Source organism: Bradyrhizobium sp. sBnM-33 (genome assembly GCF_032917945.1).
Classification (GTDB): domain Bacteria; phylum Pseudomonadota; class Alphaproteobacteria; order Rhizobiales; family Xanthobacteraceae; genus Bradyrhizobium.
The window spans coordinates 1,565,534-1,578,851 of sequence record NZ_CP136624.1 but is presented as its reverse complement, the minus strand read 5'-3'; the positions used below and the strand labels follow the sequence as shown (position 1 = coordinate 1,578,851).

Below are 13,318 nucleotides of genomic sequence, written 5' to 3'. Positions count from 1 at the left end.
AGAAGTGAAACGACGCGTCAATAATCAAAGACAGGTCGTGATGCCGCCGTCGACGTAGAGCGTATGCCCGTTGACGAAAGATGAGGCATCTCCCGACAGAAAGGCGGCGGCGCCGATCAGTTCGTCGACATTACCCCAGCGCGAGGTCGGCGTCCGCTTTTCCAGCCACGCTGAAAATTCGGGATCGTCGACCAGCGCTTGATTGAGCGGGGTCTTGAAGTAACCCGGCGCGATGGCATTGATCTGCAGTCCGTGCTTGGCCCAATCGGCGCACATGCCGCGGGTGAGGTTCTTGATCGCTCCCTTGGTGGCGGTGTACGGGGCAATGCCTGGCCGGGCCAACTCGCTCTGGACCGACGCGATGTTGATAATCTTGCCCTTGCCGCGCGGGATCATGTAGCGCGCGACAGCCTGGCCGACGTAGAAGGCGCTCGAGACATTGGTTCTGAGCAATTGCTCCCACTTCTCCGCCGGAAAATCCTCAAGCGGCGTGCGAAACTGCATGCCGGCGTTGTTGACGAGAATATCGATTGCGCCATTCGTCCGCTCGATCGTGGCAATACCTTCGCGGACATCCTCGGCGAGGGTGACATCGAAACCGGCGACCGCAACGTTGTGCCCGGCTGCGGTCAAGCTCGCGGCGGCGGCCTCGAGCTTGCTGCGCTCCCGTCCATTCAGGACCACGGAGGCGCCATGCTCGGCGAGCCCTCGCGCGATGGCGAGGCCGATCCCCTGGGACGATCCTGTGACGAGCGCTCGTTTGCCGGCCAGATTGAACAGTTCAAATGCCACGGCGGGACCTTCTCCATGCGTGCAGGACCATCCGAGCGCCTTTCTGACGCCTGCCGGTCCGGTGCGAAAGAACGGATCCGGATGGACCTAGAAACACTGCAGACGGCGGTCAAGCCAAAACGGCGGTTGATGCGAGGTGACCCGTGTACCGGCGACTTTCCAGCCGCATGAATCTTCTTGACCGCAAAAAGTCCACCGCTCCACATCTCCACCGTCCGCAGCCTCACGGCCTGAACTCGCCGCAAATTTCGTCGCGGCGCAGCATGCAAAATGAGACTACCGGTCAAGTTGCGGCAGGTGAAGTTGCGCGCCCCGCCCCAGTCATCGGCTAGCTTTCGCCCGGCGGTCCCGGTCGCAAATGCATTGTGAAGGGCATGGCGATTTCGGAACGACCTATACCAAAACTGGCGATACAAGGGAGGGGTTCGATGTTTAAAAGCTGTGCGGGACTGGTCGCGCTGAGCAGTCTGTTGCTTTCCGGCGCCGCCTTAGCTCAAGAGAAAATCAGGGTCGGCGTCACCGCGACCCTCGAAGGCACTTATACGGTGCTCGGCGAAGACGGAATCCGCGGCCACCAGACCGCGATCAACACGCTCGGCAAGAAGGTCGGCGACAAGGAAATCGAATTCATCATCGCCTCCACGGATGCGACGCCCGACTCCGCCGTTCGTGCCGTACGCAAGCTGATCGAACAGGATAAGGTCCAGATCCTGCTTTCACCCCTGTCCGGTGACGAAGGCATTGCGGTGAAGAACTTTGCCAAGACGCGCCCCGAGCTGACTTTCATCAATGCCGCTTCCGGCGCGCAGGAGACCACTTACGTCGACCCGGCGCCGAACTTCTTCCGCTACAACATGGACGGCGCGCAATGGCAGGTCGGGTTGGGCAAGTATGCCTATGATACGAAAGGCTATCGCAAGATTGCGACGGTCGGGGACGATTATTCCTTCATCTATACGCAGGTGTTCGGGCTGGTGCTCGAGTTCTGCGGTGCTGGCGGACAGGTCACGAACCGGCAATGGGTGCCGCTCGGCACCAAGGACTTCGCCTCCGTCATTGCTGCTCTTCCCGACGACGTCGATGCGATCTATCTCGGCCTCGGCGGCGCCGACGCCGTCAATTTCCTAAACCAGTATCAGCAGGCTGGCGGCAAGGCCCGTCTGATGGGCGGCTCGATCATGGTCGACCAGACCATTCTTTCGGCCAAGGGCAATGCCAAAAATGCCCTCATCGGCACCATCGCCGCGAGTGGCCAGGCCGACACCTGGGAGGATCCAGGCTGGCAGAAGTTCGTGAAAGCGTATCAGGACGCCTTCCCACCGAACAAGCGGTTCCCGAGCCCGTCGCTGCTCGCCACCAACTACTACAACTCGACGATGGCGCTGATCCTCGGACTGCGTCAGGTCAATGGCGACCTCAGCAACAACCAGGCGAAGCTTAAGGAAGCCCTCGCCAAGATCGAGCTCGACGCGCCCAATGGCAAGATCAAGCTCGACTCCAACCGCCAGGCTATCGGAACCAACTTCGTCACCGAGGTGGTGGACGACGGCAAGGGCGCCTTGTTCAGCAAGGTCGTGAAGGTCATTCCGAACGTGAACCAGACGCTCGGCTACGACCCGGCAGTTTTCTCCAAGATCGGGCTGCCGAGCCGGACGGTTCCGGAGTGCAAGAAGTACTGACCTCTTCGCATTTGCGAACGGGCCCCGGTCACGCCGGAGCCCGGGCGCGACCCGGCAGGATGTGATCTACCCTTGCATTCTCGCGGCGGATGTTGAACGCTCATTGAAAAGACAAGAACATCCCGCGGGAGGGAAGGCATGAGCAAGGCTCTCGCCGTCTTCCACGGCCGGTTCGGTCGCGCGACGGTCTATCAGTTGAACCGCCCCTTCAACATGCACGCGCATCGCGAAGGGCACCTGATATTTCATGTCGGTGGAACGCCAGCGCGCATTGATGTGTGCGATGAGCGATGGCTGCTCGCGGAAGACTCCATTGTTGCCGTCAACCCTTGGGAACCGCACAATTTTGTCCCGACCGACACGGAGAACGGGGCGATCTTCTTCGTCCTTTACGTCAACGCCGAATGGTTCGCCCCCGATGCGGCCCGCGCCCACAGCCTGCGGTTTGGCCGCACCTGCTTCAAGCGTACGGCCACGCTCGACAGGCATATTCGCCGCTCTGCCGCGCTGGTGTGCGGCGCGCCTTCGCTGAGCAGCCTCGACTGCGAACTCAGGCAGTTGATCGACAGTTGTTATGACGAAAGCTGGCAGACGCCCGAGCCGGTGCAGGAGACACGGACCGCCACCGCCGTCACTGACTTTCGCGTCCGCAAATCCATCAAGCTGATGTCCGAAAGCCCGGGCGCCGAGATCGAGCTGGATTCGATCGCGCGGGCCTCTGGGCTGTCGCGCCCGCACTTCTACCGGCTGTTCCGAACCCAGACCGGCGTCACGCCAAACCTCTATCTCAATACACTGATCATGGAACAGGCACTGGACGCCCTGGTCGCGACCGAAGTGCCGATCGCCGATATCGGCTTCGATCTCGGCTTCTCCTCCCAGAGCGGTTTCACCCGCTTCTTCGCGGCCAATGTCGGGATGGCGCCGACTGAATACCGCCGCGCCGCCAAAGTCTTGCGCCCCTGAGTGCAACAGGCGCGAAAAGATACTGACAATCAAGTGCAAGGTCCGCGGCACCATTAGGATGCCCCAAAACGCGAGCCGAAACGGCCGCGGCGTCTGGGAGGACGGTATGGCGATGGCCGGGCTGCTACCGTGACAAGATTCATCGAACGCCATCCGGCGTGGGCGCTGATACTGCTGATCGCTGTCGCGGTGCTGTTGTGGCTGATCCTTGCCGTCTGGCCACCCGGACTCGAAGAGGCGATCGGCAGGAAGCGCGTCTTTCTCAACGCCCTGTTCAACGGCGTCACGCTCGGCAGCCTTTACTTCCTGGTGGCCAGCGGCTTCACGCTCATCTTCGGCCTGATGCGCAACGTCAATCTGGCGCATGGTTCGCTCTATCTGTTCGGCGGCTACATCGGTTACGCCATCAGCGTCTGGACCGGCTCATGGGTGCTCGGTTTCATCATCGCGTTTCTCGGTGTGGCGCTGGTCGGCATCGTCCTGCAAATCGTCGTCTTCCGTCGCATGGAGGGCGAGGATTTGCGCCAGACCATGGTCACGATCGGGCTCTCGATCGTGTTTGCGGACCTGATGCTGTGGGTATTCGGCGGCGATTTCTATCAGATCCAGACCCCGAGTTGGCTGGTCGGCCCAATCGAATTGCCGCTGGTCACCGCAGTCAAATCGTCGGGCGAGGCGGTCTACCTGCGCTACCCGATGGTGCGGCTCGTGATCTTCGTCGCCGCCGTCGTAATCGGCATCGTGATGTGGCTGGCGCTCAATCGAACCCGCGTCGGCATGATGGTGCGCGCCGGAGTCGACGACCGCGACATGCTTGCTGCGACCGGCGTGCCGATCCAGCTCGTCTTTGTTGCCGTGTTCGCACTCGGCGCGGGCCTTGCCGGCATCGCGGGCGTCGTCGGCGGAACCTTTCAGTCGATTTCGCCCGGCGAGGACACCCGATTTCTTCTGGCTTCCCTCGTCGTCGTCATCGTCGGCGGCATGGGCTCGATTCCGGGCGCGGCGCTGGGCGCCGTCATCATCGGCCTCGCCGAGCAGCTCGGCTCTGTCTACATCCCGACTTATGCAATCGTCGTAACCTTCCTCATCATGGTGCTGGTGCTGGCGCTGCGACCGCAGGGCCTATTGGCGAGGCGCTGACATGTCGTTGGTCCAGGGCGCGCATCCTCAGACCAGTCAGCCGGCAGGAGCGCGCGCGGCGTTGTTGGCGTGGCCGGAATTCAACAAGCCGGCTGTCTGGCTGGTCGCCGTGATCCTCTTGATCATGCCGTTCATCGCTAACGCCTTTTTCCTGATCGAGATCTTCGCCACCACGTTGATCCTCGGGACCGTCGCCCTCAGCCTGATGTTCCTGGCGGGCTATGGCGGCATGGTCAGCCTGATGCAGCTCACCGTCGCCGGCTTTGCCGCCTACATGGTCGCGGTGTTCGGCATGAGCGCCAACACCAATATCAGCCTCGGCTGGCCGTGGTGGCTTGCAACGCCGATGGCGCTGGTGCTCGCAACCGTCTTCGGCACGCTCGGCGGCGCGCTCGCGGTGCGCACCGAGGGCATCTACACCATCATGATCACGCTCGCGATCGGCGCGGCCTTCTACTATTTCACCAACCAGAACTGGCCGATCTTCGGCGGCCACACCGGCATCAACACCATCGCCACGCCGAAATTCTGGGGTGTCGACTGGCGCTCCGACATTCCCTTCTACTACGTCACGCTGGGCGTCGCGGCGTTTTGCTATTTCGCCGTTCAATATGTCTCGCGCGCTCCGTTCGGGCTCGCGCTGCAGGGCGTGCGCGACAATCCCCGCCGCATGGCGGCGCTCGGCTATAATGGCAACGCGCACCGCGTGGCAGCCTACGCGTTCGCGGCCTTCATCGCCGCACTCGGCGGCGTCCTGCAGGTCTGGAACTACCGGCAGATCTCGCCCGGCTCGGTCAGCGTCGGCGCCTGCATTGATATTCTGATCATCGCCGTGGTCGGCGGCATCACCCGCCCCGTCGGGCCCTTCATCGGCGCCTTCATCTTCGTCATCCTGCGTACCTTCGCGCTCGATCTGCTGGTCAAGTTAGGGCTCGACGGCAATCGCTTCCGGCTGCTGATCGGCCTCGGCTTCCTCGCCATCGTGTTCTGGTCGTCGGACGGCGTGATCGGTCTCTGGGAGCGATGGCGCCGTCGCACGGCCGTACCAGAAAAACGCGCAAGCGGAGGCCACGGTCATGGATAGCGCCGCGCCACGCTTTTCGGCCGTCGGTGCCGGCGCCGCGCTGGAGCTGCGCGGCGTGACGCGGCTGTTCGGCGCGCTCGCTGCCCTGACCGACGTCACCATCACCGTTCGCCCCGGCGAACGCCGCGCCGTGCTCGGCTCCAACGGCGCCGGCAAAACGACGCTGTTCAATTGCGTGACCGGCGACTTTCCGCCGTCCTCCGGCACCATCCGCTTCTTCGGCGAGGACATTACCCACTTCCCGCCTTACGAACGTATCAGGCGCGGCTTGCGCCGCACCTATCAGATATCAGCGCTGTTTCCCGGCCTCACAGTGAGGGACAATGTCTATCTCGCCTGCCGCGGCGTTTCCCGCGGACGATTTTCTCCGCTGCGCCCGGGGGCGAACGATGCCCTCATGCATGCGACAGAGGCGCTGATCCAGGCGGTGCACCTGACATCGGTCAGGGAGCAGCGGGTCGCGGAGCTCGCGCACGGCCAGCAGCGGCAGCTCGAGATCGCGCTCGCGCTCGCCGGCGCGCCCCGTTTTATCCTGTTCGACGAACCGGCCGCGGGCCTGTCCCCCACCGAGCGGCGCGAACTGATCGATATCTTGACGTCGCTGCCCGCCCATATCGGCTACATCATCATCGAGCACGACATGGATGTCGCGCTTCGCGTCGTCGAAAGCGTCACGATGATGCACAACGGCCGTGTCTTCAAGGAAGGCCTGCCGCACGAGATCGAAGCCGACCCGGAAGTGCAGGAGCTCTATCTCGGGGCCGGCCATGAGTGAGATCCGCCGTTCAGCGCCTGCCCTCGAAGTCCGGGGCCTCGACGTTTACTACGGCCATTCCCATGCGCTGCAGGGAGTCGAGCTGACGCTGGATTCCGGCGTGTTCTCGGTGGTCGGCCGCAACGGCATGGGCAAGACCACGCTGTGCAAGACCATCATGGGCTTGCTGCGGGCGAGCGGCGGTTCGGTTCGCGTCCGCGGCGAGGATATCACCCGCCTTAGCCCGGCGCGGATCGCGCAGCTCGGCGTCGGCTACGTTCCGCAAGGGCGACGGCTGTGGCGCTCGCTCAGCGTGGACGAACATCTGCGGCTGGCGGCCGGGATGCGGCGCGGCGTCTGGACGATCGACCGTGTCTACGAGACCTTTCCTCGCCTTGCCGAGCGCAAGGACCATGGCGGCGGCCAGCTCTCGGGCGGCGAACAGCAGATGCTGGCGATCTCGCGCGCGCTTCTGACCAATCCGCATCTCCTCATCATGGACGAGCCGACCGAAGGTCTTGCGCCTGTCATCGTCGCCCAGGTCGAAGAAATGCTGGTGCGGCTTGCCGAAGACGGCGAGATGTCGGTGCTGGTGATCGAGCAGAATATCGGCGTCGCCACGGCGATTTCGAAGAACGTCGCGATCATGGTCAATGGCCGCATCAATCGCATCATCGACTCCGCGCGACTTGCCGCCGACCGCGAGCTGCAACAACGGCTGCTTGGTGTTGGAGTCGTTGGAGTCCACGCCGAGCCGGACGCGGATATCGAAGGCGCGGATGCAGGCGCCGAAGCCAACGCGCATCCCGCACCGCCGCGCGCGTCGAGCACAGCGCCAATCCGCATCTATATCTCCAATCCCACGCTGCCGACGCGCTGGTCGCAGCCGGCGCCGATTGCGCGCATCGAGGCCGCCGCGCGCACGCTTTCGACGGGCATCACCCGGATTGAAGACGCCGCACGGCAGAAACGCCAAGCCGGTGCCGTCGTTCAAACCGCGTCCGGGCCACCGGTCGTTCTTGTCGTCGGCACGCTTGATACTAAGGGCGAGGAGTTGCGCTTCATTCGCGACGTGATCGCCGGACACGGCTTGCGGACGCGCCTGGTCGACGTCTCCACCAGCGGCAAGCTCTCCACCTGCGACGTCTCCGCCCAGGAAATCGCGCTCAATCATGGGCGCGGCGGATCGAGCGTGTTCGGCTCGGACCGCGGCGCGTCGGTGACCGCGATGGCCGACGCCTTCGCCAATTGGCTGCGCCGTCAGGGTAATGTCGCAGGCATCATTTCGGCGGGCGGCTCCGGCGGCGCCTCGCTGGTCGCGCCGGGCATGCGCGGCCTTCCCGTCGGCGTGCCGAAACTGATCATCTCATCCGTCGCGTCGGGAGATGTCGGTCCTTATGTCGGACCTGCCGATATCACGATGATGTATTCGGTCACCGACGTGCAGGGCCTCAATTCGATCTCGCGTGCCGTGCTCGCCAACGGCGCCAACGCCATCGCCGGCATGGTGAAGGCGCGTCTCGACAATCAAAGCGCGGCCGAGCGTAACGCGCGGGTTGCGTTACCCGCTGTCGGCATCACCATGTTCGGCGTGACGACGCCCGCCGTGCAGAAGATTACGGCCGATCTGCGCAGCGATTTCGAATGCCTCGTCTTCCACGCTACCGGCGTCGGCGGCCGCTCGATGGAAAAGCTGGTCGATTCCGGAATGCTCGCGGCCGTTGTCGATCTCACGACGACGGAAGTCTGCGATCTCCTGATGGGCGGTGTATTCCCCGCCACGGACGACCGCTTCGGCGCGATCATCCGCAGCCGCCTGCCCTTCATCGGCTCCGTCGGTGCGCTCGACATGGTCAATTTCGGCGCACCCGACACCATTCCCGAGCGCTATCGTCAGCGCAAGTTCCACGTTCACAATCCGCAGGTGACCTTGATGCGCACCACACCGGAAGAGAACGATCGTATGGGACGTTGGATCGGCGAAAAACTCAACCGGATGGACGGGCCGGTACGCTTCTTCCTCCCGGAAGGCGGCGTCTCCGCGCTCGACGCGCCGGGCCAGCCGTTCTGGGATCCGGAAGCGGATGCAGCGCTGTTTACCGCGCTGGAACGCAGCGTGCGCCAGACCGGCAATCGCCAGCTCATCCGCATCAGGCGCCACATCAACGAACCGGAATTTGCATCCGCCATCGTCAACGCGCTCCGTCCTCTGGTCGGACGCCCGGGGACACGTCGGAAAGTCGCGAGGTGATCATGGCGAAGTTCGAACGTTCGGCCATCCTGAAGAAATTTCGCAACATGGCCGCCAAGGGGGAGCCGATCGTTGGCGGCGGGGCGGGCACTGGCCTATCGGCCAAATGCGAGGAAGCCGGCGGCGTCGATCTGATCGTGATCTACAATTCCGGCCGCTACCGCATGGCAGGACGCGGCTCCCTCGCCGGCCTGATGCCCTATGGCGACGCCAACGCGATCGTGCTGGAGATGGCCGGCGAAGTGCTCCCCGTCGTCACCCGGACGCCGGTATTGGCGGGGGTCAACGGCACCGACCCGTTCCGCGACATGGATAGTTTTCTCGATCAGTTGAAGGCGCTGGGCTTTGCCGGCGTGCAGAACTTTCCGACCGTCGGCCTGATCGACGGCGTGTTCCGCGCCAACCTCGAGGAAACCGGAATGTCCTATGCGCTGGAGATCGACATGATCTCCAAAGCGCGCGACAAGGACATGCTGACGACGCCCTATGTGTTCAGCGAGAGCGAAGCCGCGGCAATGGCGATCGCGGGCGCTGACATCATCGTCTGTCACCTCGGCCTGACCACAGGCGGTGCGATCGGCGCGCATACCGCGCCGAAGCTCGAAGATTGCCCGGAACAGATCGACACCTGGGCTGCGGCGGCGCTCAGCGTCAATCCGGACATATTGGTGCTGGCCCATGGCGGCCCGATCGCCGAGCCCGCCGACGCTGACTTCATCATGAAACACACGCGCAAGTGCCACGGCTTTTACGGCGCATCGTCGATGGAGCGCCTGCCGGTGGAGCGGGCGCTCACGGAACAGGTTCGTAAATTCAAGGCGATCGGCGCGCGGTAACGCCGAGACCAAAGGGAGGAAGAGATGTCGGGGATTCTGGTTGGCGAATTGATCCTCTGGCTGATCATAGCGATCGTCGTGATCGCCATCGTCGTCTACATCGTGAACTGGCTCTACCACCGTTCGTCGAAGGAAGTGTCCTTCGTCCGCACCGGTCTCTTGGGCGAGCGCGTGGTGATCAATGGCGGCGCCTTCGTGCTGCCGTTCATCCACGACTACACGCCCGTCAACATGAACGTGCTGCCGATGGGCATCGTGCGCGCGAAGCATGACGCTGTCATCACCCGCGACCGCATGCGGATCGACATCGAGGCCGATTTTTACGTCCGGGTGCAGCCGACCCGCGAAGCGGTCGCCATCGCCGCCGCCACGCTCGGGCGGCGCACGCTCGAGCCGGAGCAGTTGCATGCCCTGCTTTCCGGCAAGTTCGTCTCCGCCATACGTTCGGTTGCCGCCGAAATGACCATGGAGCAGATGCACGAGCAGCGCGGCGAATACGTCACGCGGCTCAAGGCCGCCGCCGCCGAGGCGCTGGCCCAGAACGGCCTCGAGCTGGAGTCAGTCGCGATTACCGATCTCGACCAGACTGATCTCGAGTATTTCAATCCGTCGAACCGGTTTGATGCCGAGGGTCTGACGCGGCTGATGGAAGATATCGAGGCCAAGCGTAAGCTGCGCAACGACATCGAACAGGATTCGATGATCAAGATCCGCTCCCGCAATCTCGACGCCGAACGTCAGGCGCTGGAGATCGAACGCGAGAGCGAGACCGCCCGCCTCGAACAGGAGCGCGACATCGAGATGCGCCGCGCTCTGCAGCGCACGGAAGTTGCGCGCGAACGCGCCTTGCGGGAGACCGAGGCCGAGCAGGCGCAGATTTCGGCGCGTGAGGCCATCGAGAAGGCGCGCATCGCCAACGAGCTCGCCATCGCCGAAGCCCGCATCGCCTCGGAACGCGAAACGAGACACCGCGAGATCGAGCGCACGCGCGCGGTCGAAGAGAAGGAGCTGCTGGCGCGCGAGGAAATCGAAAAAGCCAAGATCGCCAACCAGCGCGCGGTCGATACCGCCCGCATCGCCTCCGAGCGCGAGGTGCGACAGCGCGACATCGAGCGTACGCGGACCGTCGAGGAGGCCGAGATCACGGCACGCGAAGCGATCGAGAAGGCGCGCATTCAGCAGGATCGCTCTGTGACCGACGCGCGGATCGTCAACGAGGAAGAAACCCGAAGGCGCGAAATCGAACGCACCCGCGCGGTCGAAGAAGCCGAGATAGCGGCGCGTGAGGCGACCGAAAAAGCGCGCATCGCCCAGACCACGATCGTTAACGTCGAACGCATCGCGTCCGACGAGCGCACCCGCGCGCTGGAAATCCAGCAGGTCCGCACCATCCAGGAAGCGGAGATCGAGGCGCAGAAGGCCGTGGAAGCTGCGCGGATCGCGCGCGAACGGACACTCGCAGCCGAGCGGATCGCCGCCGAGCAGACCACACGCAAGCTGGAAATCGAGCGCAACCAGGCGCTGGAAGTTGCCGGCATTGCCGCGCGAGAGGCAACCGAAGCCTCCCGCATCGCTCAGGAAGAGCGCGTTCGCTCGCTCGAAATCGCGCGCAACCGCGCCGTCGAGGAGGCCGATATCGCCTCGCGCGAAGCGATCGAGGGCGCCCGCATCTCCCAGGAGAAGGTCGTCGCCGCGCAACGTATTCGGGCCGAAAGAGAAACAAGGGGACTTGAAATCGAGCGCACCGAAGCGATCGAGGCCGCCGAGCTCAAGCGGCGCGATGCCATCGAACGGCGGCGCGTCGAAGTGGAGCTGGCGCTGGAGGCTGAACGTATCGCCTCGTCCAGGACGCGCGAAGTGCTCAATATCGACCAGAAAAAAGCGGTCGAGATCGCCGACGAGGAGCGCGTGATCGCGCTTGCCGCCAAACGCTCCGAGCGCATCGATGCCGACCGCCAGGTCAAGCAGGCAGAGATCAATGCCCGCAAGGAAGTCGAGACCACCGACGTCTCGCGCGAACAGGCGCTGGAGGCCGCTCGGCTGGCACGCCGGCGCGCGATCGAGCAACTCGAAGTCGCCCGTGTCCAGGCGCTGCAGGAGGCCGAGATCGCTTCCCGCGAGGAAGTCGAGCGGGCGCGCATCGCCTCCGACGGTGGCCTTGACGAAGCCCGCATCGGCCGCGAGCGCGATCTGCGGAAACTGGAGGTCAATCGCGAGAAGGACGTCGAAACGGCGCTGATGGAAAAGGCGATCGCGCTTTATCAGAAATCTCTGGAAGAATCGGCAGCCAAGGTGGCGGCCGAAGATGCGCGCGTGCGCGCGACCGAAGCGGCCGAGCGCGTCGTCACCGCCCGCGAAAGCGAGATCGCCAAGCGACAAAAGACCATCGAGGTGCTGCTGGCGGAGAAGCGGGCCGAGGAGACCCGTATCGCTGCCGACGCCGAGCGCGTGCGCGCCGCGGTCGAAGCCGAGGCGCAGCGGCTGCTCAACGAAGCGGAGAACGTGCTCACCGACCAGGCGCGCTACTCGCTGTTCCGCCGCAAGCTGCTCGACCGGATCGAGGGTATCGTGCGCGAGAGCGTCAAGCCGATGGAGAAGATTGAAGGCATCCGCATCCTTCAGGTCGACGGCCTCAACGGTAACGGTGGCGGCGGCAGCGGCCGCAGCGCCACCGACGAGGTGATCGACTCGGCGCTGCGCTACCGGGTGCAGGCGCCGCTGATCGACTCGATCCTTTCCGATATCGGCGTCGAGGGCGGCAGCCTCGCCAAGATGCCCGGCCTCATTCGCGAAGCGCGCGACATGCAGGGCATCAAAGAAGCGACGCGCAAGAGCGGTCCGGGCAAATCCGACGCGTCCCCCACCGCGCCTGCCGCCGGCGAGCCCCCCGCTGAACGCGGACCGCGCAAGAAAGGATAAGCACGCGTCATGGCCCGGGTCTACGTTTCCACTGTCGTCAACGCCCGCAACGACCGCGTCTGGGCGCGCGTGCGCGACTTCAATGGCTTGCCGAACTGGCATCCCGCGATTGCGGAGAGCCGCATCGAGGGCGGCGAGCCCGCAGACAAGATCGGATGCGTGCGGGATTTTCGCCTGCGCAACGGCGATCGTATCCGCGAGAAGCTGCTCGGGCTGTCCGACTACGACATGTTCTGCACCTACTCCATCCTGGAATCCCCGATGGGCGTGGAGAACTACGTTGCAACGCTGCGGCTGACGCCGGTGACCGACGGCGACCAGACGTTTCTGGAATGGACCGCCGAGTTCGACTGCGCGCCGGAGCGGGAAAACGAGCTCGTCAGCAACATCGGAACCGGCGTGTTCCAGGGCGGATTCGACGCGCTCAAGCGCGCCTTCGGAGGCTAGCGTGCCGCATATCGTCAAGAGCACGATCCTCGACGCGCCGACAACCGCGGTCTGGAACGTGCTGCGCGATTTCAACGGCCACGACCGCTGGCATCCTGAGGTCGCCACCAGCACGATCGAACGCGCACAGGCCGCCGACAAGATCGGCTGTATCAGACGTTTCAAGCTGCAGGACGGCTCGGAGCTGCGCGAGCAACTGCTGGCACTTTCGGACCTCGAACAGACCTTCAGCTACTGCCTGCTCGATACGCCGATCCCGATGTTCAACTATGTCGCACACGTACGCCTGCTCCCGGTCACCGACGGCGACCGCACCTTCTGGCACTGGGAATCCAGGTTCACCGCGCGGCCCGCCGATGCCGAGCGGCTGACTCAAATGGTCGCGGAACAGATCTATCAAGCCGGCTTCGATGCCATTCGCCGGCACCTGAAGGAGGCTGCATGAAAACA

11 protein-coding genes are annotated in these 13,318 nt (G+C 64.0%); 10 read left to right on the top strand and 1 reads right to left on the bottom strand.

The genetic code is table 11. From position 1 onward, the window contains the following. Nucleotides 1-24 precede the first annotated feature (24 nt). The gene (locus tag RX328_RS07445) at nucleotides 25-792 is read right to left on the bottom strand and encodes an SDR family oxidoreductase (RefSeq protein WP_213251387.1); all 768 of its coding nucleotides are present in this window, start codon (nucleotides 790-792) and stop codon (nucleotides 25-27) included. A gap of 428 nt (nucleotides 793-1,220) precedes the next feature. On the opposite strand from RX328_RS07445, the gene RX328_RS07440 reads away from it, so the two are divergent. The 10 genes from RX328_RS07440 to RX328_RS07395 all read left to right on the top strand — a co-directional run bounded on the left by RX328_RS07440 (nucleotide 1,221) and on the right by RX328_RS07395 (nucleotide 13,313). Beyond that, complete coding sequence (locus RX328_RS07440) at nucleotides 1,221-2,471, top strand: ABC transporter substrate-binding protein (RefSeq protein ID WP_213251386.1); 1,251 nt, start codon at nucleotides 1,221-1,223, stop codon at nucleotides 2,469-2,471. Between the two features lie 138 nt (nucleotides 2,472-2,609). Next, nucleotides 2,610-3,437: an AraC family transcriptional regulator gene (locus RX328_RS07435; RefSeq protein ID WP_213251385.1), complete on the top strand. Its 828-nt coding sequence runs from the start codon at nucleotides 2,610-2,612 to the stop codon at nucleotides 3,435-3,437. Nucleotides 3,438-3,566: 129 nt separating this feature from the next. Further along, nucleotides 3,567-4,577 (top strand): branched-chain amino acid ABC transporter permease, encoded by a 1,011-nt coding sequence (locus RX328_RS07430; RefSeq protein WP_213251384.1) that lies wholly within the window; start codon nucleotides 3,567-3,569, stop codon nucleotides 4,575-4,577. Nucleotide 4,578: 1 nt separating this feature from the next. Then, complete coding sequence (locus tag RX328_RS07425) at nucleotides 4,579-5,661, top strand: branched-chain amino acid ABC transporter permease (RefSeq protein WP_213251383.1); 1,083 nt, start codon at nucleotides 4,579-4,581, stop codon at nucleotides 5,659-5,661. Next, nucleotides 5,654-6,436: an ABC transporter ATP-binding protein gene (locus RX328_RS07420; protein WP_213251382.1), complete on the top strand. Its 783-nt coding sequence runs from the start codon at nucleotides 5,654-5,656 to the stop codon at nucleotides 6,434-6,436. Before RX328_RS07425 ends, RX328_RS07420 begins: the two co-directional genes overlap by 8 nt. Further along, nucleotides 6,429-8,666: an ABC transporter permease gene (locus RX328_RS07415; protein ID WP_213251381.1), complete on the top strand. Its 2,238-nt coding sequence runs from the start codon at nucleotides 6,429-6,431 to the stop codon at nucleotides 8,664-8,666. The genes RX328_RS07420 and RX328_RS07415 overlap by 8 nt, the downstream gene beginning before the upstream one ends. A 2-nt stretch (nucleotides 8,667-8,668) precedes the next feature. Further along, nucleotides 8,669-9,502 carry a phosphoenolpyruvate hydrolase family protein gene (locus RX328_RS07410; protein WP_213251380.1) on the top strand — a complete coding sequence of 278 codons (834 nt, stop codon included), beginning with the start codon at nucleotides 8,669-8,671 and terminating at the stop codon, nucleotides 9,500-9,502. Nucleotides 9,503-9,526: 24 nt separating this feature from the next. Continuing rightward, nucleotides 9,527-12,421 carry a flotillin family protein gene (locus tag RX328_RS07405; protein WP_213251379.1) on the top strand — a complete coding sequence of 965 codons (2,895 nt, stop codon included), beginning with the start codon at nucleotides 9,527-9,529 and terminating at the stop codon, nucleotides 12,419-12,421. Between the two features lie 9 nt (nucleotides 12,422-12,430). Continuing rightward, complete coding sequence (locus tag RX328_RS07400; RefSeq protein WP_057842976.1) at nucleotides 12,431-12,868, top strand: SRPBCC family protein; 438 nt, start codon at nucleotides 12,431-12,433, stop codon at nucleotides 12,866-12,868. 1 nt (nucleotide 12,869) lies between these two features. Beyond that, entirely contained in the window at nucleotides 12,870-13,313 is a 444-nt protein-coding gene (locus RX328_RS07395; protein WP_213251378.1) for an SRPBCC family protein, read from the top strand. The last annotated feature ends 5 nt before the right edge of the window (nucleotides 13,314-13,318 follow it).